This is a genomic window from Candidatus Krumholzibacteriota bacterium (assembly GCA_016931295.1).
In the GTDB taxonomy this organism is placed as follows: Bacteria; Krumholzibacteriota; Krumholzibacteriia; order Krumholzibacteriales; family Krumholzibacteriaceae; genus JAFGEZ01.
The window spans coordinates 32,603-59,080 of record JAFGEZ010000032.1 but is presented as its reverse complement, the minus strand read 5'-3'; the positions used below and the strand labels follow the sequence as shown (position 1 = coordinate 59,080).

At 68.1% G+C, this 26,478-nt stretch carries 20 protein-coding genes and 1 pseudogene; 7 read left to right on the top strand and 14 right to left on the bottom strand.

Annotated elements, in window-relative coordinates; translation table 11 throughout:
- Positions 1-27: 27 nt before the first annotated feature.
- The 3 genes from JW876_08190 to JW876_08180 all read right to left on the bottom strand — a co-directional run bounded on the left by JW876_08190 (position 28) and on the right by JW876_08180 (position 2,515).
- On the bottom strand, positions 28-798 hold the full coding sequence (locus JW876_08190) for a hypothetical protein (GenBank protein ID MBN1885485.1): 771 nt from the start codon (positions 796-798) through the stop codon (positions 28-30).
- 102 nt (positions 799-900) lie between these two features.
- Positions 901-1,962 (bottom strand): radical SAM protein, encoded by a 1,062-nt coding sequence (locus tag JW876_08185; protein ID MBN1885484.1) that lies wholly within the window; start codon positions 1,960-1,962, stop codon positions 901-903.
- 4 nt (positions 1,963-1,966) lie between these two features.
- Positions 1,967-2,515 carry a hypothetical protein gene (locus tag JW876_08180; protein MBN1885483.1) on the bottom strand — a complete coding sequence of 183 codons (549 nt, stop codon included), beginning with the start codon at positions 2,513-2,515 and terminating at the stop codon, positions 1,967-1,969.
- Between the two features lie 285 nt (positions 2,516-2,800).
- Between JW876_08180 and ald the strand changes: the two genes are divergently transcribed.
- A complete protein-coding gene (gene ald / locus JW876_08175) occupies positions 2,801-3,913 on the top strand; it encodes an alanine dehydrogenase (protein ID MBN1885482.1) in 1,113 nt (370 codons plus the stop codon).
- Positions 3,914-4,008: 95 nt separating this feature from the next.
- Here ald and JW876_08170 read toward each other — a convergent pair whose 3' ends face one another.
- Together JW876_08170 and JW876_08165 are read right to left on the bottom strand one after the other, a co-directional pair.
- Positions 4,009-6,018: a propionyl-CoA synthetase gene (locus JW876_08170; GenBank protein ID MBN1885481.1), complete on the bottom strand. Its 2,010-nt coding sequence runs from the start codon at positions 6,016-6,018 to the stop codon at positions 4,009-4,011.
- Positions 6,019-6,215: 197 nt separating this feature from the next.
- A complete protein-coding gene (locus JW876_08165; protein MBN1885480.1) occupies positions 6,216-6,764 on the bottom strand; it encodes a hypothetical protein in 549 nt (182 codons plus the stop codon).
- Between the two features lie 366 nt (positions 6,765-7,130).
- Here JW876_08165 and JW876_08160 point away from each other — a divergent pair, with 366 nt between their 5' ends.
- From JW876_08160 to JW876_08135, 6 genes and pseudogenes are all read left to right on the top strand, one after another.
- The gene (locus JW876_08160; protein ID MBN1885479.1) at positions 7,131-9,143 is read left to right on the top strand and encodes a hypothetical protein; all 2,013 of its coding nucleotides are present in this window, start codon (positions 7,131-7,133) and stop codon (positions 9,141-9,143) included.
- A 13-nt stretch (positions 9,144-9,156) separates the two neighbouring features.
- Positions 9,157-10,680 (top strand): C10 family peptidase, encoded by a 1,524-nt coding sequence (locus JW876_08155; protein MBN1885478.1) that lies wholly within the window; start codon positions 9,157-9,159, stop codon positions 10,678-10,680.
- Between the two features lie 136 nt (positions 10,681-10,816).
- Positions 10,817-11,758, top strand: coding sequence for an aldo/keto reductase (locus JW876_08150; GenBank protein ID MBN1885477.1), 942 nt, complete (start codon positions 10,817-10,819; stop codon positions 11,756-11,758).
- A 221-nt stretch (positions 11,759-11,979) separates the two neighbouring features.
- Positions 11,980-13,545 (top strand): glycoside hydrolase family 30 protein, encoded by a 1,566-nt coding sequence (locus JW876_08145; GenBank protein MBN1885476.1) that lies wholly within the window; start codon positions 11,980-11,982, stop codon positions 13,543-13,545.
- Positions 13,546-13,573: 28 nt separating this feature from the next.
- Positions 13,574-14,143, top strand: a pseudogene (locus JW876_08140) (MFS transporter).
- 369 nt (positions 14,144-14,512) lie between these two features.
- A complete protein-coding gene (locus JW876_08135) occupies positions 14,513-15,787 on the top strand; it encodes an MFS transporter (GenBank protein MBN1885475.1) in 1,275 nt (424 codons plus the stop codon).
- A gap of 79 nt (positions 15,788-15,866) precedes the next feature.
- Here JW876_08135 and JW876_08130 read toward each other — a convergent pair whose 3' ends face one another.
- The 9 genes from JW876_08130 to JW876_08090 form a co-directional block, all read right to left on the bottom strand.
- Positions 15,867-16,889, bottom strand: coding sequence for a glycosyl hydrolase family 17 (locus JW876_08130; GenBank protein ID MBN1885474.1), 1,023 nt, complete (start codon positions 16,887-16,889; stop codon positions 15,867-15,869).
- A 180-nt stretch (positions 16,890-17,069) separates the two neighbouring features.
- The gene (locus JW876_08125) at positions 17,070-17,780 is read right to left on the bottom strand and encodes a pyridoxine 5'-phosphate synthase (GenBank protein ID MBN1885473.1); all 711 of its coding nucleotides are present in this window, start codon (positions 17,778-17,780) and stop codon (positions 17,070-17,072) included.
- A gap of 5 nt (positions 17,781-17,785) precedes the next feature.
- On the bottom strand, positions 17,786-18,967 hold the full coding sequence (locus JW876_08120; GenBank protein ID MBN1885472.1) for a divergent polysaccharide deacetylase family protein: 1,182 nt from the start codon (positions 18,965-18,967) through the stop codon (positions 17,786-17,788).
- A gap of 112 nt (positions 18,968-19,079) precedes the next feature.
- The gene (locus JW876_08115; GenBank protein ID MBN1885471.1) at positions 19,080-19,622 is read right to left on the bottom strand and encodes a hypothetical protein; all 543 of its coding nucleotides are present in this window, start codon (positions 19,620-19,622) and stop codon (positions 19,080-19,082) included.
- A gap of 218 nt (positions 19,623-19,840) precedes the next feature.
- The gene (locus JW876_08110; protein MBN1885470.1) at positions 19,841-20,407 is read right to left on the bottom strand and encodes a hypothetical protein; all 567 of its coding nucleotides are present in this window, start codon (positions 20,405-20,407) and stop codon (positions 19,841-19,843) included.
- A 105-nt stretch (positions 20,408-20,512) separates the two neighbouring features.
- Entirely contained in the window at positions 20,513-21,088 is a 576-nt protein-coding gene (locus JW876_08105; GenBank protein MBN1885469.1) for a hypothetical protein, read from the bottom strand.
- A gap of 9 nt (positions 21,089-21,097) precedes the next feature.
- Positions 21,098-23,080, bottom strand: a complete 1,983-nt coding sequence (locus tag JW876_08100; protein MBN1885468.1) for a hypothetical protein — start codon at positions 23,078-23,080, stop codon at positions 21,098-21,100.
- Positions 23,077-23,895 (bottom strand): ribosomal RNA small subunit methyltransferase A, encoded by an 819-nt coding sequence (gene rsmA, locus JW876_08095; GenBank protein MBN1885467.1) that lies wholly within the window; start codon positions 23,893-23,895, stop codon positions 23,077-23,079. The genes JW876_08100 and rsmA overlap by 4 nt, the downstream gene beginning before the upstream one ends.
- A gap of 117 nt (positions 23,896-24,012) precedes the next feature.
- Positions 24,013-26,460, bottom strand: a complete 2,448-nt coding sequence (locus JW876_08090; protein ID MBN1885466.1) for a PAS domain S-box protein — start codon at positions 26,458-26,460, stop codon at positions 24,013-24,015.
- Positions 26,461-26,478 lie beyond the last annotated feature (18 nt).

Here is a 26,478-nt window from a genome sequence, read left to right as displayed (position 1 = left end):
CGTCGTTCGCCCGTTTGGGCAACCGCGCTACAGGCCGATCTCGACCCCGACCACGGCGTAGTGGATGAGTGCGAAGTTGTAGACCTCGTCGTTGTCGGCCCCGCCCTCGAGGAGCCGGTAGCCCGCGTAGAAGGCGCGCCGCGGGCCGAGATCGAAGAGGATCGCGGCAAGCACGTCCTCGGCGCGCCCCTGCGGCGCGGCGAGCGCGTCGGCCTCGAAAAGAAATCCCGCGGCCCCGTCCGGCGTCCAGCGCAGGCGCACGTTGACGAGGGGAACGAAGCCGACGTTCGTCTTCTCCGTCACCGTCCCCCCCCAGGCGAGCCGGATCCCCGCGTCGCGGATCTTCGCCGTGATGCCGGCGCCGATCTCGAGCCGATCGCTCTTGTGGAACGCGTAGCGCCAGGTGACGCGCCAGGAATCGAAGCGGTACCGCCCCTCGACGAGCGCGTTCTCGGGTAACTCCACGCCGTTGAAGCTGACGTCACGGTCGAGCGTGCCTGCCGCGTCGAGACGCAGCGGCGCGGCGAGCAGGGTGACGGTGTGCCGGTCGAGTTGCCAGGTGATCCTGCCCCGGACGAAGGGGCGGGTGTCCGTCTCGAGGTCGTCGGTGAAGGAGAAGTCCGTGCCCGTGTCGCCGGGGATGCGCACGTCGTTGTAGCCGCCGAAGGTGATCCCCGTCTCGAAGGAGACGCCCCACCCCGCGCAGACCGGCGCGGCCGTCGCGGCGACGAGGCAGGTGGCGATACCGAGCGCTGCCGCCGCGAAGCGGCCGTGTCTTCCGTAACGTGTCGATGTCATAGGTTCGTCCTTTCCGCGCGCGGGCCGCACGGATCATTGTATCGCGACACGGCGGTGCGCCGTCCAGCGAAATCCGACGAGGCCCGAAGCCGGAGGCGGCGGTCAGTCGGCGGTCGCGCGGCCGGGAAGGCCATCGCCGCGGCGCGGTTCGTTCGCCTCGAGCGTGCAACAGAGGGGATCGGCGTCCTCGATGGATCCGCCGAGCTGCTCGCTGGCGGCGCGGCAGCCGCCGTAACAGCGGTGCCAGTCGGCGCAGCCCGCGCAGCTCTCCGGCACGACCGTGCGCCACCGGCGGATGTAGGGCGAGTCGAGGATCTCCCCGATCGACCGCTCGAAGATGTTGCCAGCCGCCACCGGGGAATGGTTGCAGAAGCGCAGGTCGCCCGCCGTGTCGAGCGTGAAGGCGCGGTCGGTCACGTGCGGCCGGCACGAGGAGAAGCGGATGTGTGGATAGTCGCCGGGGTCGAGGACGCAGACGGGGGTGCAGACGTTCGCCGTGGCCTGGATGCCGAGAGCGGCGACGGCGGCGTCCGCCTCGCCGAAGAACCGCCGGAGCCGGGCGGCGCCCGCCTGGAGCTCGGCCTCGTGCCGGATCCCCTCCCCGCCGACGTTGAAGCGGTTGAGCATGACGCGCCTCACGCCGAGTTCTGCGAAGAGCCGGAGGGTTCCGGGAAGAAGATCGCCGTTCAGCGCGGTCACGACGACGCCCCCCGTGACCGTGCCGCCCGCCGCCCGCACGCCGCGGATCGCATCGACGGCCCGCCCCCACGAGCCCACGGTGCGGGTGAGTCGGTCGTGCGCGGCCGCCCCGGGGGCGAGCAGGGTGATCTCGTAGTGCCTGACGCCGAGGCCGGCGAGCGCGACGTAATCACGCGGTCCCGAGGCCGCGCCGCTCGTGAGGATCGTCACCGCGGCCCCCTTCATCCGGCAGTAGATGACGAGCTCGGCGAAACGCGGCGCGCAGAAGGGCTCCCCGCCGGAGAAGACGACGTGCTCGATGTCGGCGACGGCGAAGAGCCGCCGGAGCGTCCGGCGGGCGCGGGCGTAGCCGTCCGGCGGCGGTGCCGGCGCGCCGGGGCGCTTCCAGATCGCGTAGCAGAAACGACAATCAAGCGGACAGCGGTGCGTCGTCTCGAAGACGATCCGTTCGAGTCGGCTACTCATCTCCTCAGCCCCCGTCGTTCGTCACGAGGAGGCGGATCGAGGAGAAACCGTAGGGATCGGTCGGCTGGTGCGTGGCGTCGGTCTCGTAGAGCCACAGCCAGTAGGCGCCGGTCGAGAGCGACGGGTCGATGACGATCTCGAACTGCTCGGTCGATTCGTCCCACGCCCCGTCGAGGGGCTCGATGTCGCCGCGGTCGATCTCGACGAGCGAGTCGTCCGCGATCCGCCAGGAGAATGCGTCGCCGCTCCTCGACTCGATCCGGCAGCGAATGACGTTTCCCTGGGAGAGGTCGATCGGGACGCCGTCGACCTCCTGCTCCGGATCCTCGACGACGACGTGGTTCGAGATCGCCGGCGCGTAACAGGTAGCCTCGTTGTCGCCGCACGACCCCGTCACGGCGACGGCGCCGAGGGAGAGGAGGAGCGCGCCGAGACGGAGCTTGGCCCCGAGCAGCGGCCCGCGGCCGCGCGAGAGGAGAACGAGGAGGGAGACGACGACGAAACAGAGCGAGAGGGCCGCGACGGCCGCCGCGACGAGAACCTTCCGGGACATGGCGATCCCCTTTCACGGAATACCACGTTCGATGCGTTTCGACCGGTATCAGATGATCATGCGGATCGCGAGGGGTGGTTTCTCCGGCCGCGGCCGGTTCGTTTCACATCTCAATATACAACGCGACGGCCCGGACGTTCCAGTGCTTTCCGGCTTGCAGCGCTCCTTGCCGGGTCGGAAAAAGTCCTTGAACGGCCCGCGGCGGGGCATATATTATTGACGTTCTCGTTACGAGTTAGTGAAACGTCTCGTTCACTATAAACCTTCTCAGCCAGAGGTGGTCCCATGATTATCGGTCTTCCGAAGGAGATCAAGAACCACGAGTACCGCGTGGCCCTGCTCCCGGTGGGCGTGGAGACGCTCAGGAAGCACGGCCACAAGGTCCTCGTACAGAAGAACGCCGGTGTCGGCAGCGGGTTCGCCGACGCCGAGTACCGCGCCGCGGGCGCGACGATGGTCGCCTCGGCGAAGGACATCTTCAAGCGGGCCGACATGATCATCAAGGTCAAGGAGCCGCAGCCGGTCGAGGTCAGGATGATCCGCAAGGGCCAGATCGTCTTCACATATTTCCACTTCGCCGCGGACCGCGCGCTCACCGACGGCATGATCAAGTCCGGCGCGATCTCGATCGCCTACGAGACGATGATCGAGAAGGACGGCTCGCTGCCGCTGCTCACCCCGATGAGCGAGGTGGCCGGCCGGATGGCGATCCAGGAAGGGGCCAAGTACCTCGAGCGCCCGATGGGCGGGCTCGGCCTGCTCCTCGGCGGCGTTCCCGGCGTCGAGCCGGCCAGCGTCGTCATCCTCGGCGGCGGCGTCGTCGGCACCGAGGCGGCGAAGATGGCCGCCGGCCTCGGCGCGAGCGTCACGATCCTCGACATCGACCTCGAGCGCCTGCGCTACCTCGACGACGTGATGCCGGCGAACGTGACCACGCTCATGTCGAACCCCGCGAACATCCGCCGCAAGATCGCCGAGGCCGACCTGCTCGTGGGAGCCGTCCTCATCCGGGGCGCGAAGGCGCCGAAGCTCGTCACCCGCGGCATGCTGAAGCTCATGAAGAACGGGTCCGTGATCGTCGACGTCGCCGTCGACCAGGGCGGCTGCATCGAGACGATCAAGCCGACCACCCATTCCGACCCCACCTACGTGATCAACGACGTCGTCCATTACGGCGTGGCGAACATGCCCGGCGCCGTCTGCCGGACGAGCACGCTGGCCCTGACCAACGCCACCCTCCCCTACGCGGTCGAGATCGCGAACAAGGGCTGGGAAGAGGCCGCGAAGAAGAACCCGGCGATCTGGACCGGCGTGAACATCCTCGACGGCCAGGTCACCGACCCCGCCGTCGCCCGGGCCTTCCGCATGAAGTACGTGCCGCTCGATTCCCTCATCTAGCGGCCCGTTCGATCGGACACGACGACGCCCCCTCCCCGTTCGGGGAGGGGGCGTTTTTTTCGTGCCGCGTCCGCCGGCGTACGGAAGCGCGCCCGCTACTTCCTGCCGTAGCCGACCGTCGCGACGGCCGCCTCGATCTCGGGAAGGGTGTCCGGGTCGCCGATCGTCGAGGGCACCTTGTACTCCTTGCCGTCGGCGATCCTGCGCATCGTCCCGCGGAGGATCTTGCCCGAGCGGGTCTTGGGCAACCGGTCGACGACGATGGCCTTCTTGAAGCAGGCGACGGCGCCGATCTCCGAGCGGACCATCTGCACGAGTTCCGCCGCGATCTCCGCGCGGTCGCGGTCGACCCCCGCCTTGAGGACGACGAAGCCGAGGGGGAGCTGCCCCTTGAAGCTGTCCTCGACGCCGAGGACGGCGCACTCGGCGACATCCGGGTGGGTGGCGATGACCTCCTCCATCCCGCCCGTCGAGAGCCGGTGCCCGGCGACGTTGATCACGTCGTCCACGCGTCCCATGATGAAGACGTAGCCGTCCTCGTCGATGTAGCCGCCGTCGCCGGTGAAGTAGTAGCCGTCGTAGGGATAGATGTACGACTCCTTGTACTTTCGGTCGTTTTCCCAGAGCGTCGGCAGGCAGCCCGGGGGCAGCGGGAGACCGATGACGACGATCCCCTCCTCCTCGCGGTCGAGGATCTTCCCCTCGGTGTCGACGATCTCCACGCGGTATCCGGGCACCGGGAAGGTCGGCGATCCCGCCTTGACGGGCATCGGCTCGATCCCCATGCAGTTGGCGACGATCGCCCAGCCCGTCTCCGTCTGCCACCAGTGGTCGATGACGGGGACGCCGAGCAGGTCGCGCGCCCAGTTGTACGTGTCGGGATCGAGCCGCTCGCCGGCGAGGAAGAGATACCTGAAGCGGGAGAGGTCGTGGCCGGCGAGCAGCTCGCCGTTCGGGTCCTCCCGTTTGATCGCGCGGAAGGCGGTCGGCGCGGTGAAGAGCGCCTTCACGCCGTGCTCGGAGATGACGCGCCAGAAGACGCCGGCGTCGGGCGTGCCCACGGGCTTGCCCTCGTAGAGGATCGTCGTGCAGCCGGCGAGGAGCGGCGCGTAGACAATGTAGGAATGGCCGACGACCCAGCCGACGTCGGAGGCCGCCCAGAAGACCTCGCCCGGCTCGACGTCGTAGACATGCTTCATCGACCAGGCGAGGGCGACGGCGTGTCCGCCGTTGTCCCGGACGACCCCCTTCGGCATCCCCGTCGTGCCGGAGGTGTAGAGGATGTAGAGGGGGTCGGTCGCCTTGACCGGCACGCAGGAAGCCGGCTCGGCGCCGGACATCGCCTCGACCCAGTCGAGGTCGCGGCCCGCGATCATCGATGCGGTTGCCTGCTCGCGCTGGAAGACGATCGTGTGCTCCGGCTTGTGCTCGGCGAGCTCGATCGCCTTGTCGAGGAGGGGCTTGTACTCGATCGTCTTTTTGCCCTCGATCCCGCAGGAGGCCGAGACGATCGCCCGGGGCTTCGCGTCGTCGATGCGGATGGCCAGCTCGTGCGCGGCGAAGCCGCCGAAGACCACGGAGTGTATCGCGCCGATCCGCGCGCAGGCGAGCATCGCGATCGCCGCCTGGGGGATCATCGGCATGTAGACGACCACGCGGTCGCCTTTCCGGACGCCGATCGATGAGAGGACGCCGGCGAAGCGCGAGACCTCGTCCAGAAGCTCGCCGTAGGTGTACGTACGGACGACGCCCGTCACGGGGCTGTCGTAGATGAGGGCGGGCTGGTCGGCGCGGCCCCCCTCGACGTGGCGGTCGAGGGCATTGAAGCAGGTGTTCAGCTCGCCGCCGGTGAACCAGCGGTAGAAGGGCTTTTCTGAATCGTCGAGCACCTTCGCGGGCTCGGTATACCAGTCGATCCCCTTCGCCGCCTCGCCCCAGAATCCGTCGGGGTCCTTGATCGATCGCCTGTACGCTTCGCGGTACTTCCCGGGCACGACATCCTCCTCGGACAAAAAAATTGCGCGATCCCATGCTCCCCGGCCTGGAAAGGAGATGAAATCACGAATCGATACACAGCCGTCTGACAAATCCGGCCAGAACAACATAACGATTCAAGTGCTTGGCGGCAAGCCGTTTTTCCCCGCCGGTCAACGCGATGGCACGGGAATGACGTGTACGGCGGCCCGTTCTCCGGCGAGGATGATGCCGGGAGCGCGAAGAAGATTTGGACATGCGACGGGCGACGTGCTCGAGGGAGAGCGCGCCGCCCGTTCGTATGGCGCCGGCGCCGGGCCGGGCGTCGTTACTCGTGGATTTCGAACAGCCCGCACGTCTCCTCGTAGGTCATGGCACCGAGCGAGTCGATCAGGCGCGAGCGGGAAATGCCCCTGCTCCCGGCAATCTCGTCGAGAGCGCCCCCGGGGATCAACACGTACCTGGCCACGTTGCCGCTCGGGATGGCGCCCGGATCCGTCCCGGGAGAGGGTATCGAATAGTAGGCGACCTTGATGCTTCCGGCCCGCGCCCGGAAATGGAAGCGGTAATCCACATCCTCGACGGTCACGGGCAGCTGGCAGATCTCCGGGGAAATCCCCAGGAACCGCATGTAGACCAGGACGACGCCATGGTCGATGATCTCCTGCGTCAGGGCGGTGGTCGTCATCGTGAAGGTTCGTTCGATCGCGCCGTAGAACGCCTCCTGGACCCAGGGATCGGTCTCGTACCAGTCCGAGTAGATGACGTTCGCGGTGCCGGCCGGGCCGGCGGGCCCCCGCGCCCCATCCTCCCCCGTGCAGCCGACGACCACGAGCGCGAGGCACAGAATCATCCCGGAAACGATACGCTTCTTCACTCGTTACCTCCCAGGCTCTGGTTGAACTGGAACAGGAGAATCGCCGCGACCGTATGTGAAATCCGGCACATTGTCAAGCAGGCGTCCGGATATTCCGACGACAATCGGATCGTGCATCACCCGGCTCGGCCGAGGCGGACCGTCGCATCCCGTTGACAGACGCCCGCCAGGCACGATATCTTTTCTGGCGGCTCAATCATCACAAAAATACGTGCGCACATTCGCACCAACGGGGGGATAAACATGAAACGGTTCATCCGGAACGGTATTCTGGTCCTGCTCGCGCTGGCGCCCGCCTCGGCGGCCGCCCCGACGCGCGCCGGCGTCATGCATTGTCGTCGCACAAACACTCGAAGGGGGTCAGGCATGTTCAGATCCATGCTAGCTGCAACGTTGCTCGTCTTGTCGCTGTGCCTCTGCGCGTTCGCCGAGGTGCCGCGGACGCTCGACTACCAGGGGGTGCTGACCGGCGCGGACGGTCCGGTCGTGCCCGACGGCAGCTACACGATGACGTTCAGGATCTACGATGTCCCCGCGGGCGGGTCGGCGCTCTGGGAAGAGACCAGCGACGCCGCCGTCGGCAAGGGGATATTCTCCGTCACCCTCGGCATGGCGGTTCCCCTCGATCTTCCCTTCGACGGGCAGTACTGGCTCGGCATCTCCGTCGAGGGGGAGACGGAGCTTTCGCCTCGCGTGCAGCTCACCGCGGTCGCCTACAGCCTCAACGCCGCCTGCACGCGGGGGGAGAACCTCGTCCCGGCCACGGGGAGCGTGGGCATCGGCACGACCGCGCCCGCCGAGATGCTCGACGTCGCCGGCGCCGTGAAAGTCGGCGGCACGGCCAACCTGAACGCCGGCACGATCCGCTGGACCGGCTCGGATTTCGAAGGGTACGACGGCGGGGCGTGGCACTCCTTCACGACGACCGGCACCGGCACGGTGCCCCCGGGCTCGTCGGGACAGACCCTCCATCACACGGGAAGCGGGTGGGCGGCGACGAGCAGCCTCTTCAACGACGGCGCGAACATCGGGATCGGCACGACCGCCCCCACCGCCGCGCTGGACATACTCGGCGGCGCGCTGCACATCAGGCGCAACGACACCCAGTACACCGAGATCCGCAACAACGACGCCGACGGCGGCTACCTCCGGGTCTTCTCGCCGGAGAGCAACAAGAAGCCCCTCCGCATCGGGAGCCTCTACAACGAGACCGGATCGCCGTCGAGCAGCGGGACGCAGATCCGGTTCTACACGGGGAACGCCGCCTCGCCGATCATCCCGATGGTGCTGAAGGAGAACGGGTTCGTCGGCATCGGCACCGAGACGCCGGCGCGCCAGCTCGAGGTCGCCGGGGGACGCGCCTACGCGCGACTGACCTCGAGCAGCGAGAACGGGTCGGTGTTCGAGATCAAGTCGACCGACACCTCGGACATGCGTGTCACCGGGAAGATCGATTTCCTCGACGCCGCCGACAACCGCAAGTCGACGATCGCGTCGCGGCAGATCGCGCATCCATCGGCCGCATCGGGGCTCTACCTGAGCGTCGACGACGTGCACCGGATGGTGATCGCCGACAACGGGAACGTCGGGATCAACTCGATCCTCCCGACGGCGAACCTCGAGGTGAACGGGGGCACCATCCACGTCCGCCGCGAGGACGAGGCGGACCAGTACATCGAAGTCCGCAGCAACGACTACGGCGGATCGCGCCTCACCGCCTTCTCGCCGGGGGACAACCGGAAGGCGCTCTTCATCGGGTGCCACCACAACGCCACCGGCACGCCGAACGGCGAGACGTGGATCCGGTTCTCCGTCGGCAGCGTCGGCATTCCCGTCCATGCCATGGCCATCCGGGAGAACGGCAACGTCGGTATCGGCACCGTCAATCCGTCGAAGCAGCTCACCGTTCGCGGGAACATACTCATCGAGAGCGAGAGCACGGGCGATCCGGTGGCCGAGTTCGGCGAGGGGCTCGACTACGCCGAGGGGTTCGACATCTCGGAAGGCGCGGGCATCGACGCCGGCACGGTCCTCGTCATCGACGCAAACAATCCGGGGAAGCTCGCCGTGAGTTCCCGTGCCTACGACAGCCGCGTCGCGGGGATCGCCGCCGGCGCGAAGGGGCTCGGCTCGGGGGTCCGGCTCGGCGTGGGGCAGTTCGACTGCGACGTGGCCCTCGCGGGACGGGTCTACTGCAACGTCGACGCCACGGCCGGCGCGGTCGAGCCGGGGGACCTGCTCACGACGTCGTCGACGCCGGGGCACGCGATGAAGGCGACCGATCGCGCGTCGGCCCAGGGCGCCATTCTCGGCAAGGCGATGGAGCGACTCGAACAAGGCGCGAAGCGGCAGATCCTCGTGCTCGTCACGTTGCAGTAAGGGGGTGGTCGAGATGAAGAGAACACGCATGCATACGATGATCGCGGCGATCGCCCTCGGCCTCCTGCTCCTGCCCGGGCTCGTCCGGGGCCGGACCGTGACGCGCGACGAGGCCCGGAACATAGCGTCTAACTACATCGAGCTCGTCATCGCGGCGACGGGCAGCTGGGGAGAGTCGACGGCGGCCTCCGTCGGCGACATCGCCGAGCTCCGCCGGGGCAACCGGCTGCTCGGGTACTGGTGCCACATCGAGCCCGCCGGGCACGTCGTCGTCTCGATCCACGACGCCCTCGCGCCGGTCAAGGCGTCGTCGGAGACCTGGGACGGCGATCCCGCCTGCCCCGCCGACATCGTCGAGGTGATCGCCTGGAAGATAACGCAGGAGCACCTTCTCATCGAGGAGCGCATCGGTCCCGTCGAGACGGCGCCGACCGAGGCGGTCGCGGCGCTCTGCGAGATCGACTACCGGGGCGCCCGGGACATCCTCGCCCGGGATCCCGGCGATTTCAGGAGATCGGAGATGCTCGCCGGCGCCCTTGCCAACTACCAGTCGGGGGGCGTGATGCTCTCGACGATCTGGAACCAGACCGATCCGTACAACCTCTACATGCCGGCGACCACCGCCTGCGGCCCCGGCTACGACGATCGGTGCGCCGCGGGGTGCGTGGCGGTCGCCGCGGCCCAGATCATGAAGTACTGGGCCTGGCCGCCGGTCGGGAGCGGCGTTCCCTACCAGGACAACTATTACGAGTGGACGCTCATGCCGGACGACCTGACGGCGTCGTCGCCGCACGACCAGATCGAGGCGACCGCGCTCCTCGTCCTGCATGCCGGCATGGCCTGCGACATGGATTACTGCAAGGACGGCGGCTGTGCCTCGTCCGCGTTCCACGTGGACATGAACATCGCGTACGTCGGCAACTTCCGTTTCAGCGCCTTCCCGCTCGTCCTGGATCGGCCGAGCTATTCGAGCGATTCCTGGTTCGAGTTGATCCGCGACAATCTCGACCAGAACATGCCGCTCCAGTACGGCATCCCGGACCACTCGATCGTGTGCGACGGGTGGCGCATCGTCTCGGACATCAGGCAGTACCACATGAACTACGGCTGGGGCGGCTGGCTGGGCCAGGGATCCTGCTGGGATCCGTACATCGGCATCGGGAGCAACACGTGGTTCACCCTCGATGCCCTGCCCTGCCCCGACCTGACGAAGGAGAACTGCATCGCCTACGTGAAGCCGATGGGATCGCTCGGCGCGACGCTGAGCGGCACCTACGCGGCGTATGCCGCCTTTCCCTACCGGTACGTCAACGTCGACACCGGCGGCGAAAGCGCCGTCTTCCAGGCAGGCCAGCTCGTGCAGGCGCTGCCGGGGCGGCGGATCCGCTGCACGAGCGCGGGAACGGGCGCCGTCAGGTTCTACGGGGCGGCGGGACTCCACACGCGGCTCTTCACGCGGGGAGACACGTCGAAGGGGGTCAAGATCACCTGCGGCTGCGTGGCCCTGTACGGGGGCGGCGGCGTGCTGATCCACTGACGGCTCGTTTTGCCGGGATACCGTCGGGGAGGCTCTCCACCCCCGCTCGCCGTGGGTCTCGGTGGGGATGCCGTGCTATCGTCCTGCAGATCAACCGACATCGTTCGGGCGATCGTCGGCTCGAGGAGGTTCGATCATGAGGAAAAGATTGCTCGGCGGTACGGGCCTCGAGGTATCCGAGATATCCTTCGGGGGCTGGCAGATCGGGAACGACGACAGCTGGGAGGGGCTGGACGAGGAGACCTCGCTCGCGCTTGTCAACGCCGCCCTCGGTGCGGGAATCACCCTCTTCGACACGGCGCCGAACTACGGCGCCGGCGAGAGCGAGCGGATACTCGGCCTGGCGCTCGAGGGCCGCCGCGACGAGGTGATCCTGGTGAGCAAGTTCGGGCACCGGCGGGACGGCCCGAAGGACTTCTCGACCGGCGGTTTCCTCGACCGGCTCGGCGGGAGCCTCGAGCGGCTCCGGACCGACCACGTCGACATCCTGCTCCTCCACAATCCCCCCGCCGCGATCTACGAGGGGACCGACCCGATCTGGGACGCGCTCGGGGAAGCCCGGGGCAGGGGCATGATCCGGCATTACGGCGCGAGCCTCGACTTCGCCGCCGAGATCGAGTCGTGCCTCGCCAACACGGGATCGGAGGTTCTCGAGATCTTCTTCAACATCCTCCACCAGGACGTCCGCAGGGCCTTCCCTCTGGCGCGCGAGAATCGGGCCGGCCTGATCGCCAAGATCCCGCTGGACAGCGGCTGGCTCACCGGCACGTACGACGCCGGCAGCCGCTTCGACGGCGTGCGGAGCCGATGGAGCGAGGAGGAGATCGCGCGCCGGGCCGCCCTCGTCGAGAAGCTGGGCTGGCTCACGGAAGACGGCTCGCCCCTCGCCCGCAAGGCGATCTCCTACTGCCTGTCGTACGACGAGGTGAGCTGCGTCATCCCGGGCACGAGGACGATGGCGCACCTGCGGGGCAACCTCGCCGCGGCCGGATGCAGGATCGATCCCGGTGAGCGGAAGCGCCTCGAGGAGTTCTGGGATGAGTTCACCGGCGGCGGCCGGGAGCTCCTCCCCTGGTGAAGAACGCGCCCGTCCGGACTCGATCCCGCGGGGGCCTGCCGCCCCGCGCGCACCCGGGCCGGGCGCGACCCGTCGCCGGACCGAGCCCCTCACAAGGAGATGGTCATCCCCGCGAGGGGCGATTCGCCTTGACATCCAGCTCTTTCAATCGGAACTATTGCACGTTGGCGGTGCGCGCATGCCGCGCCGCATCGATGTGCAGAACAAAAACACGGGGCAGCATGACGCACACGAACACATCACGTCCGGCGCGCCCTCGTCCTCATCGCGCGACGCCCCGGCCGTTTTCCCCGGGATCATCGATCGCGGCCTTCGTCATCCTCGGCTGTGTTTCGCTTTCCGCCTTCGCCTGCGGCGGCGGGGAGCGCGCGGCCTCGATCGTTCAGACCTCACGTGCAGGCGACCGGGCCGCGGTGGCCGGGCGCGTGACCTTCACCGCGGAGCGCCCGGCGGGGCTTCCCGTCATCGCCCTCGATCCCGAGGAACGATACCAGGAGATCGTCGGGTTCGGCGGGTCGTTCACGGAATCGTCCGCCCATGTGCTCGGGCGCCTGGGCGAGGAGAAGCGAGCCGAGGTGCTGCGCGCCTATTTCAGTCCCGAGGGCGCCGCCTACAGCCTGACGCGAACCCACATGGGCAGCTGCGACTTCTCCCTCTCGAACTACACCTACGCGACGACGCCCGGGGACACGGCGCTGGCCGATTTCAGCATCGAGGAGGACCGCGGCGATCTGATCCCGCTCATCCGCGACGCGGCGGCCGTGCCGGGGGCGGACTTCCGGATCGTCGCCTCCCCCTGGACGGCGCCCCCCTGGATGAAAACCAACGGCGACTGGAACGGCGGGTCGCTCCTCCCCGAATACGACGACACCTGGGCCCTGTTCTTCTGCAGGTACATCCGTGCCTACGAGAAGGAGGGCATCCCGATCTGGGCGGTGACCCCCGTGAACGAGCCCCTCGGCAACGCAAACCAGTGGGAGAGCATGATCTTCACCCCCGAGCGGATGGCCGGGTTCGTCAAGCAAAGCCTCGGTCCTGCATTCGCCCGGGAGGGGATCGGCGCCCGGATCCTCGTCTACGACCAGAACCGGGATCACCTGGAGGAATGGGCAACCGCCATCCTCGGCGACCCGGACGCGGCGAGATACGTCCGCGGGACGGCGATCCACTGGTACAGCAGCACGGTCGAGTGGTACCCCGAGACCCTCGAGCGTGTACACCGGCGCTATCCCGACAAGCTCCTGCTGCACACCGAGGGATGCATCGACTCGGAGGTGCCGGTGTGGCGAGACGACGACTGGTACTGGCGGGCGGAGGCGACCGACTGGGGCTATGACTGGGCGACGGAGGAAAACAAGCATCTCCATCCGAAGTACGTGCCGGTCTTCCGCTACGCACGCGACATCATCGGCTGCCTGAACAGCGGGGTGGCCGGCTGGATCGACTGGAACATCGTCCTCGACGACCGGGGCGGGCCCAACCACGCGGAGAACTGGTGCATCGCGCCCGTCATCGCGAAACCCGAGACGAACGAGGTCTACTATACCCCGCTCTACTTCGTGATGCGCCAGTTCAGCAGGTACATGCGCCCGGGGGCGGTGCGGATCGGGGTGGATTGCGGGATCGGGGGCCTGATGGCGACGGCCGTCCGGAATCCCGGCGAAAACATCGCCGTCGCGATCCTGAACCAGGGGGAGCGCGCCGAACGATTCGCCCTCCTGCTCGACGGGGAATTCGCCGAAATCTCGATTCCCGGCTACGCCCTCCAGACTGTTATCATCGAATGACGGGGCCACGATAGAAAAGGAGATCCGGATGAGCATCGAAGACAAGCTGTCGTTCAAGGAAAAGTTCGGCTACGGGTTGGGAGACACGGCGTCCAACCTGTATTTCCAGATGTTCATCAACTTCCTCCTCTTCTTCTACACGGACGTGTTCGGGATCCCGGCCGCCGTGGCCGGTGTCCTCTTCATGGTCTCGCGGTTCTGGGACGCCGTGAACGATCCCCTGATGGGGATCATCGCTGACCGGACGCAGACGAGGTGGGGCAAATTCCGGCCGTACCTCCTGTGGATGATGCTCCCGCTCGCCATCATCGGCGTGCTGACCTTCACCACGCCCGAGCTCGACCTCCAGGGCAAGATCATCTACGCCTACGTCACCTACATCCTCATGATGATGGCGTACACCGCGATCAACATCCCCTACTCCGCGCTGCTCGGGGTCCTGTCGCCCCATTCCAGGGAACGCACGAGCGCCTCGACCTACCGGTTCGTGCTCGCGTTCGCCGGGGCGTTCATCATCCAGGGCGCCACGCTGCCCCTCGTGAATTACCTCGGGCGCGAGGACCGGGGCGTCTCGCTGTCGGCGGGCGTCCTCACGATCGAGGAAGTCGACACGCGGACATCCCGGATCATCATAGAGGCCGGCGACGGCGAGCAAACGACATCGAGGGAATTCCTCGTCAAGATCGACCGCGAGGGGGAACGCCCGCCGGTCCTGCTCCGCCCGGTCGGCGACCTGCTCCTCGAGCAGGGGTTCGCGGCGAAGAGGATTTCCCTGAACGACGTCTTCGGCAGCGCGCGCGGGGACAGGCTGCGGTACGAGGCGACGAGCCGCGAGCCGGACGTCGTCGAGGCGGCAGTCGAATCCGATTCCGTGCTGGTCCTCAGGGAGAAGGGGCCCGGGATATCGAGGGTCGCACTGACGGCATTCGACGAGCACCACGCGACGAAGGATCAGGCCTTCGCCGTCATGGTCAACGAATCGGGGAACCATCCGCCGGTCATGACGCACACCATTCCCGACACGACGTACGCCCTGGAATCCGGGCAGCAGCGGATCAATCTCCGGGATCACTTCGCCGACCAGGACACCGACGAGCTCGTCTACCGCGTGTCGTCCGGGGACAGGGCGGTGGCCTCGGCCGAGATCGCCGGCGAGGAGGCGGTGCTCGAGATCAGGGGAACCGGGGTCGCGGACATGACGATCACGGCCGTCGACGGTCGCGGCGGCTCGGCGTCGGCATCCTTCCGCGTCACCGTCGAGTCCGACGAGAACGATCCCCCTGTGGCGCTCGCCTCCTTCGACAACATGGAGCTCGACGAAGGCTTCGGCGAGCACCTGATCGACGTCTCGACGGCGTTCGTCGACCCGGAGGGCGCGGCCCTGACATACGCCGTACAAAAGGTGGACGTGGCGAAGGGCTTCCAGTACACCCTCGTCATCTACGGCGTGCTGGCCTGCATCCTCTTCTACTTCACCTTCGCCCTCACGAACGAGCGCGTGCAGCCGTTGAAGGGACAGCGGACCTCCCTCAAGGGCGACCTGAAGGACCTCGTGCGGAACCGCCCCTGGATGATCCTCCTCGTGATGAGCATGTTCACGCTCGGGTACATCATCATCCGCATGGGCACGATCCTGTACTACTTCAAGTACTACATCGAGAACGAGCTGCTCGCCGCCCTGTTCATGGTGACCGGGACCGTCGCCGTCATCGCCGGCGTGGCCTGCACCTCGTTCCTCTCGAAGCGGCTGGGCAAGAAGCGGCTGTACCTGATCGTCATGGGGCTGGCGAGCGTCTTCACGGCGGCCTTCTACCACGTCCCCAAGGACCGGATCGGCCTCGTGTTCGCGGTCCATATCGTCATCTCGTTCGTGATGGCCCCGCAGGCGCCACTCCTCTGGGCGATGTACGCCGACACCGTCGACTACTCGGAATGGAAGCACGGGCGGCGGGCGACGGGGCTGATCTTCTCCGCGGCGACCTTCTCCCAGAAGTTCGGGATGGCACTCGGCGGCGGGCTGGCCGGCTGGCTTTTGGCCATGTTCAAGTTCCAGCCCAACGTTGCCCAGAGTCCAGAGACGCTGACGGGGATCCGGCTGATGATGAGCTACATCCCCGTGGGAGGGACGATCATCGCGACCGTCGCGGCCTTCTTCTACGAGCTGGACGACAGGACGATGCAGAAGATCGAGACGGAGCTTGAGGAGCGGCGCGCGGCGCGGGGCGATTCGGCCGCCGGGTAACGCGGAAAAGAATGCGTGATCATTCGCCGGCGGCGCGCCGACGGATTCGGCAGGCGATCGCGACGGGAGGTCCGCCGGCTCAGTCGCCGGCGGCGCGTTGCATCGCCGCCTTCGGGGTGCGGTCGGCGCGGAAGAGGCCCCAGTGCTTCTCGACCTCCGCGGGGTTCCCGCCACCCTTCCAGTTCTCGTCGAAGGCCTCGAAGAAGAAGACGATCTCCCGCTCCCGCTCGGCCCAGGCGCGGACGGCATCGTAGAAGAACCGCTGCTCCGCCTCGCCGGGGGTCCCCGTGATGAGCTCTCCCTGCTGCCCCTCGTCGATGGCGGAGGTGGCCCATCCCGTCTCGCCGATCACGACGAGGCGGTCCGGATGCATCGCCCGCACGGTGTCGAGCTGCGCGATCTGCCAGGCGAGGGCCTCCTCCACCTGCAGGCCGTTCCACATGGGATGGGCGTGGAGGGTGATGAAGTCGAGCTCGGCGGCAAGCTCCCGGCTGTGGGGCTTGTTCCAGTAGTTGAAATCGTCGGCCACCGTCACGGGGACGTCGACACCGGCGCGGACGCGCCGCACGTGCCCGATCAGGATGTCGAGGGGGCTGCGGTGGGCCGACCAGAAGATCTGGCTCTCGTTCCCCACGCTGACCGCCGCGACGATGTCGGGGTAGGCGTTGGCCAGGCGGATCGCGTCGACGACCTCCCGCCGGTTCTTCGCCGCCGCCTCCTCGAACCGCTCGAGCACCTCGCCCGCCTCGTTTCGCGCCTCCTCGGGGTCGATCCACACCCCGAGCATCACCTGCATGTCGATGCCGTGCTCGCGCATCACGGCGAAGAGGGTGTCCGTGAACTCCGACGCCCCGTAGATGCGCATCAGCTTCCAGCGGGGGGCCATGATGCGCAGGTCCTCGAGGAGCTCGGCGGCCGACGGCTGCGCCCCGCCAGGGCGCTGTCCGTCGCGGTGGGGACCGTAGCAGACGGCGTTGTACGTCGGGCGCCCGGCGACGGCCGGTTCGAACGGGCGCGTCTCGTCGGCCCGCTCGCAGGAAACGGCGGCGGCGAGCGCCGCCAGCAGCATGAGCAACAGCAACGACGTGAAGGCATCGCGCATGAGACGGCCCTCCCGTGTATCCGTGAACGGAATCGTTCCTGCCGCGATCCTAGCAGAAAACGGAGCCGGCGTGCAGCAACCGAATGCGCCCCTTCTCCGCACCGAACCCGCCGGCGGCGGGCAGGCTGCGGTCCACGCACATCGGAATCGTTTTTCGCGCGGCGGACGCCCGCCGCCCCTTCACCGCCGGATCAGCTCGACCATCTCACGGACGGCCCGCTCGATGCCGACGAAGACGGCGCGCGAGACGATCGAGTGGCCGATGTTGAGCTCCTCGATCTCGGGGATGAGGACGACGGGGCGCACGTTGTGGTAGGTGAGCCCGTGGCCGGCGTGCACCTGCATCCCGTATCGCTTTATCGAAACCGCCGCGTCGCGGATCGCGCGGAGCGCGTTCTCGCGCCCGGCGCCGGTGGCGTTGGCGTACTCGCCCGTGTGGATCTCGACGGCGTCGAACCCCACCCGCTTCGCCTCCTTGATCTGCGCGTGGTCGGGGCCGAGGAAGGCCGAGACCCGGATCCCCCCCTCGCGGAGGCCCTTGACGACGGGGGCGACCGCCTCGACGGTGCGGACGAGGTCGAGCCCGCCCTCGGTCGTGACCTCCTCGCGGCGCTCGGGGACGATGCAGACGGCGTCCGGCCGCAAAGCCAGGGCGATCTCCTGCATCTCCGCCGTTGCGGCCATCTCGAGGTTGACCGTCGTCTGGGCCATCTCGCCGATGAGCCGCGCGTCGCGGTTCTGCATGTGGCGGCGGTCCTCGCGCAGGTGGAGGGTGATCTGGTCGGCCCCGCCCATCTCGGCGAGCATGGCGGCGGTCACCGGGTCGGGCTCCGTCGTACGCCGCGCCTCCCGCAGGGTGGCCACGTGATCGATATTGACTCCGAGTCGCATCCTGTTCACCGCTGTCCTCCTTCGGCCGTCTCCGTGTCGCGGCGCCGGATCATCTCCGATGCCGTTCCGAAGCGTATCCCGTTGCGCGAGGCCTCCTCGACGAACCACCGGAGCTGTTCGAGGGAGGATCGCCTGACGTGCATGATGCCGACGGCGCGTCCGCGCCGCTTCGCGAGGGAGAGGAGCTTGCGCAGGTTGTCCCGCTCGTCCTCGCCCCGGTTGTCGATGAAGATGTCGTTCGCCGCCGTGAACACGCCCAGTTCGGCGGCCGTCTCGGCCACGATTGAGCGGGCGCTCGTCACGCTGTCGAGGAAGAAGAGCCCGCGTGCGCGGCACTCGGCGAGGACGGCCCGCATGACGTAACGGTCGGCCGTCGCCTTCGAGCCCATGTGGTTGTTTATTCCCGCCGCCCCCGGCGTCGATTCGAGCGCCTTCGCCACGATCCGGCGGATCTCCCCCTCATCCATGTCGACCCGCACGAGGGGGATCTCGCCGTCGTCGTCGGCGCCGCGCTCCGGCTCCATCGGGAGGTGGCAGAGGATCTCCTTGCCCGCCGCGGCGGCCTTGCGGCAGACGCGGCCGGAGTGGCGGAGGCCGGGGATCACGGTGATCGTGAGCGGGACGGGGACGGCGAGGAACTCGTCGACGAGCGCGTCGCAGCGATAGCCGAAGTCGTCGATGACGATCGCCACCGTCGGACCGCGGCGCTCTGGCTCGGGGGCACGCGGCGCGTCGGCCACGCCGACGTCGTAGCGGCCCGTCGCGGCGCGGCGCGTGCCGACGGTGACCGCCAGGCCGCCGCCCGGCTTTTCGCGGCAGTCGATCACCCGGCCGCCCGCGGCCGCGAGCGCCTCGTCGATCCGCTCGTTCGCCATGGCGAGGGAGGCGCCGGGCGGCAGCGTCGCGCGCCAGACGCGCACGGGGCCGGGGGCGTCGGCCGGCTCGGTGGCGTGGAGGCGCATGCCGCCCGCGCGCATCCCGCTTTCCGCGAGGGCGGAGGCGACGCGCTCCTCGAGATGTCCGCGGACGACCTCGAAGCGGCCGTCGAATCCGAGATCGAGGAGGAAGACGTCGCCGCGCTCGCTCGCGAGGAACCGCAAAAGCGCGAGAGAGAGGAAGAGAAGAACGGCCAGGGCCGCGACGACCACGCCCGGGCCGCTCTTCCCGCGTTTTTTCTTTCGTGCCATGTGTCTCCCGCCGCCGCGCGGCCGCCCGGCCGCCGTCCGGCGCCCGAATCATACGGCCCGGACGGGGCGAAGTCAAGGCGGCCCGGTCTTCGCCGGGCCGGCGGGGCGGAGACTACTCTTTCGGGAGATCGAACATGTACCTGATCTGCCACTTCCCCGGCTCGTCGGGATCGGGGGCGACGATCACCTGGATGAGGTCGTTGCCGACATGGATGGTGCCGTTCGCCTCGAGCTGCGCCCGGATCTCGTAGGGCCGCGTCGTTTTCAGGCACCCGGGGCAGGGGACGGCGCCGACCGTCGAGATCGTGTCCCAGCCGGCAGGCTGGATGGTCAATTCGAGCATGATCGCCAGGTCGAAGAGTCGCCCTGTCAACTGGAACTCCATGGACTTGTCCCAGGAGGAGACGCCGAACACCCCGGCGTCCCCCGGCTGGAGATGCCATTCGAAATCGGGGTGCAGCAGGTCGGCGTACCTGCCCGCGTCGCGATGCTCGTAGGCGAGCAGGATCGTCTCGATGCAGTCCTCCCGCTCGGTGCGGTCCGGCCAGGCGGCCAGGCTCCCGTCGCGGGGCTCGACCGCCGAGTCCTCGCCGCACCCCGCCAGCGCGACGGCGGCGCACGCGAGAAGGACGGCGAAGCGTCTCCGCGTATTCATGGCTCCTCCCGTGTCCGTGAAAGGCGTTGTCCCGCGCATATGATAATATAGTTACGGCGATATTTCAAGCCGTCGCGCGCCCACCGGGCATCGCCACCGGGCGCGGGTCGCCGGCGAGGCCCCGCCGGCCGCCGCCCGGGAGGCCCGCCCGGGCGAAAAAAAGCCGCCCCCGGGCATGCCGGGGGCGGTCGTGTTCGCGCGTGTCCGCGGGGCGCGGCCTACTCTTTCGAGAGGTCGTACATGTACTTGATCTGCCACTTCCCCGGCTCGTCGGTGTCGGGGGCGACGATCACCTGGATGAGGTCGTTGCCGATCAGGGTGTTGCCGTTCGCCTCGAGCTGCGCCTGGATCTCGTATATCCGCGTCGTCTTCCAGCAGTCGGGGCAGGGGACGTCGCCGACCGCCGAGATCGTGTCCCAGGCCGCCGACTCGATCGTCAGATCGAGGACTAGGGCCCGGCTGAAGAGCTGCCGGGTGAGTTCCAGGTCATCGCTCTTCGCCCAGTAGTCGATTCCATACCTCTGCGCATCCTCGTACTGGAGGTGCCATTCGAAATCGGGGTGAAGCAGATCGTCGTACGTGCCCGCATCCTTGTACTGGTAGGCCAGCAGGATCGTCTGGATGCAGTCTTCCTTCTGGGTGCGATCGGGCCACGGCACGGTCGGCCCCACGGGGGGCTCCTCGGCCTTGTCCGGATCGAAGATGCACGCCGGCGTCGATAGCAGGACGGCGGCGAGCGGGAGCAGAATCAGGGCGGCGAGGCCCCTGGTGCGTGCTGTTTTCATGTCCGGTCCTCCTGAAGAGGAATGATAGCACATGCCGGCCCGGAACGCAAGGGCCGCGGGATTTATTGCGCCATGTCTGACGCGCGATAGCTATTGTTGCATGCGCTACTCGTACGCTCCTCTCAGGACGCCGGAGGTGGGGTAGGAATCGAGGACATCGAAGTCCTCCCACGACTGCAGCGTCCAGCCCGTGGATGTCTCGACGACGATGAAGATCGCCTTGCCTCCGTATACCTGCGGCTCCGTGCCGTCTCCCGGATCGAGGGTGATGAGGTACTGCCCCTGGTACTCGGCGCGGCCGACCGAAACGTTCTCCTTCTCGAAGAGGCCGTCCGCGTCCCCGAACTGCGCGGTCCGCGTCCCCTGGAACTCCGATTTCACCCGGTTCAGGAAATCGAGCTCGGCCACCTTGCCCCAGTCGTCGAATGAACCGCCCCCCTCGTCGCCGGGGCGCGGGATGAAGACGAAATCGTCGCCGAGGCTCCGGTCGTAGCTCGAGTTCCCCGACGATGCAAGGCCGCAGTCGAGGTTGGCGAAGACGTCCTTCGGCGTGTTCGGGACGATCCAGCACTCGTCTCCCCCCGTGCCGGGAGGGGCGGCCTCCCGCGGATCGAAGAGGCAGCCGGCCAGGAGCGGTGCGAGGAATGCGACCGCCAGGACAATCGTCATTTTCCGTCTCATCTCGGTCTCCTAGAACGCGAAGCTCACGTTCGCGTCGATGTCCCAGAACTCCTTGCGCTCCGCCGTCAGGTTGGGGCCGAAGCGGCGAACGTAGTCGACGGCCAGCTCGAGCTTGCCGCCGCCGAACACCGTGCGCGACCGGTCGAAGCCGATCCGCATCCCCCCCGTGTCGTAGATGCTCGTCGAGGTGACAACGCTCCGCCCCGACACGGTCCGCAGCCGGCTGTTCTCCTGGTAGCGGAAGTTCGCCTCGGCCCGGAAGATGTAGCCGTCGCGCGGCCGGTAGTCCATCTTCAGCCAGAGGCTGTTCTCCGTGTTCTCCGCGTTCCGGTTGTAGCGGCGCACCCCGTCGTCGTACCGGACGTAGTTGCCCGAATCGCGGAAGTTGAACTTGTGGCGGAAGGAGAGGCCGAGCGGCCGCGTGAACCGGATCCCCGCGTCGGTCTCCACCGTCATCGTCCGGTCGAGGTCGTTGTTGTTCTCGAAGTAGGTGAACTCGGTCGATTCCCACTTCAGCTGGTACTCCTGCGAGAGCCGCAGCCAGGGGAAGGGGGTCATCGAGAGCCGCGGCACGAAGCGGTAGAGCCAGTCGACCCGGTTGTCCCCCGAGAGGGAGGCGTCGATGTTGATCGTCTCGCGGCGATCCATCGAGAACTCGACGTCTGCCTTGAGGCTACCGAAGGGACTGGACTCGAGCCGGGCGACGAGCCCCTCGTAGACGTCGTCGCGGTCGCGCGGGTTGGCCGCCTTCTTCTCGATGTACTTCTGGCGGAGCGAGGTCGAGCCGCGCAGGGACACCTTGAGAGAATCGGTGATCGCGTGCGTGAGCCCGAAGCCGATCTTCTTGTTCTTCCCCTCGTAGTTGGAGAGGGAGGTGGTGCCGTAGAAGTAGGTGGCGATCCCGTTCTCCATCGTGACGGAGAGATTGCCCCGCCGCGCGTACCGCCAGGAGACGGTCGCCTTGGCGAAGGTCTCCTCGATTTCCTTCGAGAGCCGGGTGTCGACCTTGTTCTTCTGGTCGTTGATCTCGTGCTCGAACTCGAACTCGATCGTGAGGAAATCGAAGGGGCTCACCTCGGAGGCGAGCGAGAAGAGCTCGGCCTTCCGGCGTTCCTCCTCCTCGACGGCGGCCGTCGGGTCGTCGAGGATCTCGAGGGAGTTGCCTCGCGGCGGCGTGACCTTGCGCACCGTCCCCACGGACCGCCGGTAGGTGAGCGAGAAGCTCTTTTTGTCGCCGATGCCGTAGTCGAAGCTGGCGCGGACCGTGTCGGCATCGCTCGGCAGCCCCCGCCACGCCACCTGCTCGGTGATCTCGCTCGACTCGTTGCCCCGGCTCGTCCCGAAACCGCCGTCCAGGGTCACCCGGTCGCCGAGGTCGTACCAGAGGTAGCCGCCCACGCCGCCGAAGATCCGTTCGTCGTACTTGAAGTCGTTCTGCCCCCGGGAGGCCTCCGCCCGGACGGAGATCTGGCCCTTGCGCGAGAAGAGGAAGGGCCGGGTCACGGTGGCGTCGATCGAGGCCTGCTCGTTCTGGACGACGAGGCCCTGACCGTAGCGGGCGAGCCCGGTGAGTGTCTTGCTGAGGTAGGTCTCGCCGATCTTGAGGTTCAGGGTCAGCAAACCGGGGACGATCTTCCCCGCCGTGTTCATCATCTGCTCGTTGATCTCGTCCTGGTCGCGGCCCCGGTAGGTCTTCTTCGTGATCGAGGTGGCGTGGCCGAGCATCCACCCGTGCCCCGCGTCGATCACGACGTTCACCGAGGAGCCGAGCGAGAGGTAGGTTTCCGAGCCCTCCATCTTCGACGACCACGACGGGCGGACGCGGTCGATCCCCGTCGTGTCGACGGCGGCGGCCATCGCGCTGTCGACGGCGGCGGTCTCCGCGCTGTCGAGGGCGGCCGCGGTCGTCGCGCTGTCGGCCCCGGCCGTCGCGGCGGCGAGCGCCGGCGCGGCGACGGCGAGCGCGATCGCTATGCAGATCAGCCGTCTCATCGCTCCTTCGCGATCCGTTCGCGGGCGGCGAAGAGGGCCGCCCACTCCTCGAGGACGAGCGCCTCGGGGCGTTTTTGCAGGTCGACGCCGGCCGCCCTCCCCAGTTCCTCGACGATCGACGCATCGAGCGTGCCAGCCGGCCCCGCCAGGGCGGTGCGGAGCATCTTGCGCCGTTGCGAGAAGACCCCCTTGAGGAGGAGAAGGAAGCCCTCGCGATCGGCCGGCCCCGTCGGCGAGGCGAGGGGCTCGAAGGCGAGGACGACGCTCTCCACGCCCGGGCGCGGACGGAAGGCGCCGGGACGCACCCGCGCGACCCGGCGCATGCCGAGGTAGCTCCCGAGAAAGACGGTGAGGATACCACAGTCCCGCGAACCCGGTGAAGCGAGAATCCGCTCCCCCACCTCCCGCTGGAGCATGATCGCGGCGCGGCGGCAGCCAGGAAGCCCCGGCAGGCGGAGAAGGATCGGGCTCGTCAGGTGATAGGGTATGTTCCCGGCGAGGAGATACCGGTCCGCGCCACGGGCGAGCGCCTCCCCCTCGATGTCGAACGCGCGGACGTCCCCCTCGACGATCTCGGCCGCGGGCAGACGCTCCCGGAGCAGCGCGGCGAGCGCGCCGTCCAGCTCGACGGCGAGCACGCGCGCCCCGCGCGCGGCGATCGGGACGGTGATCGCCCCGCGCCCCGGCCCGATCTCGACGACGAGCTCCCCCGGCGCCGGGTCGAGCGCGTCGACGATGCGCCCGGCGACGGCCCGGGATACGAGAAAGTTCTGCCCGAGACTCTTCTTCGCCCGGGGCGACAGTGGCCCGTTCACCCGTCCTCCCTCGTTCGGGTGTCGTAACGCGCGGATTTTCGGGATGTTATCACAACCCGCCCCTGCGGGAAAACGCGGAATCGGGTTGCGGCGCGCGGTAGCAGTGGGATGGTGCGGTCAGTTTCCTCCGTCGCTGTCGTGCCCGGGGCGTTCCGGCGGCCCGCCGCCGGCGTCGAGCTCCTCGCGGATCCGCCGGAGGAGCGTCGCCACCGTGTACGGCTTCTGGATGAAACCGCACAGGGCGCCCGCGCTCCCCCGCGGTCCGGCCGCCCCCGAGGGATAGCCGCTCGAGAGCAGGACGCGCGGCGCGTGCTCGGCGGCGAGGAGCCGCACGGCGAGCTCGTTGCCGCTCCTGCCCGGCAGCACGACGTCGCTCAGCACGAGATCGAAGGCTTCCCCGTCGCGCAGGAAACGATCGAGGGCCTCCTCGGCGGACGCCGAGCCGACGGCCAGGTAGCCGTTCTCCGAGAGGGCGCGGACGGTGAAGTCGCGGACACCCTCGTCGTCCTCGACGACGAGGATGCGCTCGCCCGCCCCCTGGACGGAAATATACGAAAAGCTTTCCTCGCCGGCAACGTCCGCCTCGTTTCCCGCCGCGGGGAGAAAGACGCGGACGCTCGTCCCGGCGCCCGGCTCGCTGAAGATGCGTATCGCCCCGTCGTGCCGGCGGACGATCCCGTAGACGGTCGAAAGGCCGAGCCCCGAGCCGCCGCTCTCGCGGCGCGTGCTGAAGAAGGGCTCGAAGGCGCTTTGCCTCGTCTCCTCGTCCATCCCCTCCCCCGTGTCCTCGACGGTGAGGCAGACGTACGAACCGGGCCGGACGTCGGGGATCCCCCAGGCGTCCTCGCCGCCGAGCTCGACGTTCTCCGTGCCGATGAAGAGCTTGCCGCCGCCCGGCATGGCGTCGCTCGCGTTGATGGCGAGGTTCATGATCACCTGTTCGATCTGCCCCGGGTCGGCCTTCACGGGGTGGAGGTCGGAAGCGAGGGCCGTGACCATGTCGATGTGCTCCCCGATGAGCCGGCCGAGCATCCGCTCCAGCTCGGCGACCGTCCGGTTGAGGTCGATCACCCGCGGCCGTATCTCCTGGCGCCGGCTGAAGGCGAGGAGCCGGCGCGTGAGCGTGGCGGCGCGGTCGGCCGCCCGGCGGATCTCCTCGACGTCTTCCCTGCGCTCGTCGTCGCCGGCCAGCCCCATGAGGAGAAGATCGCTGTAGCCGCCGATCGCGGTGAGGAGATTGTTGAAATCGTGCGCGATGCCGCCGGCCAGCTTGCCGATCGCCTCCATCTTCCTCGACTGGAAGAGCATCTCCTCGAGCTGCCTGTGCTCGGTGACGTCCTCTATGATACAGATCCCCTGGAGAAAGGTTCCGTGCCCGTCGCGCGCCACGGAGGTGTTGATTTTCACGTGCCTCACGTCGCCGTCCTTGTTGATCATGCGGCACTCGTAGCCCCAGACGCGGTCGCCTGCCCGCATCAGGTCGATCGGCTCCCCGTCCTCGAGGCGGTCCTCCTCGTGGATGAGCTCGTGGCAGCCGCGGCCGATCAACTCATCCTTCGTGTAGCCGAGCACCTCGGTCACCCGCGCGTTGCAGTCCCGGACGATCCCCTCCTCGTCGACCGCCACGACGAGATGCGCCGCCGTGTCGAAGATCGACCGGTACCGCTCCTCGCTGCGGCGGATCTCGTCCTCGGCGAGCTTGCGCCTCGTCCGGTCGGTCGTGACGACGTAGCGGCGGGGCGTGCCGTCGGCGGCGACGGTCGTCGAATAGCGGTTGTGGATGTACCGGCGCTCCCCGTTGCCGCGGACGATCCAGAACTCGAGATCGCGCGGGGGCGGGTTGCCGCCCCTGACCGCGGCCTCCGCCGCGTCGAGACGCGGCCGTTCCTCGGGCGCGGCGATATCGAGCCCGGTCATCTCCATCAACCGCTCGCGGGGGTATCCGAGGATCTCGACGAGCCGTTCGTTGACCCAGACGATCCGGCCGCTCTCGATCACCGAGAGGCCGTCGCTGATGTTCTCGGCCATGAGGCGGAACCGCTCCTCGCTGTCGCGGAGCGCCTCGTCGGCGAGGACCTGCTTGGTGACGTTCTCGAAGATCGTGACGACGCCGTCCACCTCGCCCTGCCGGTCGAAGAGCGGCGCGCAGTTGATCGAGAGGAGGATCCGCCGGCCGTCGGGCCACTGGACGGCGTTGCGCACGCCGACGAAGGCCTCGCCGCTCGAGGAGACCCGCCCGAAGGGCGTCTCCTCGGGAAGGAGCGGCCGGCCGTCGTAATCGGCGTAGACCCAGCCGGGTTCGTCGTAGCGGGAGGCGCCCGGCTCTTTCTTCGCGAGGCCGAGCATCGAGACGGCGCCGGCGTTCGCCGAGACGATCCGCCCGTCGCGGTCGTCGACGACGATCCCGTAGCGGCTCGTCTGCATGAGCCGGCCGAAGAGGTTGCGCTCCCAGTCGCCCACATTCTTCCAGAAGGCGTCAGGCGGGGCGCCCTCCTCGAGCTCCCGCACGCGCGCCTCGAGGCGCGCGATCTCCGCGCGCAATCCTTCGACGGAGAGCTCGTCCATGTCCGGCCCCTTGTCGGA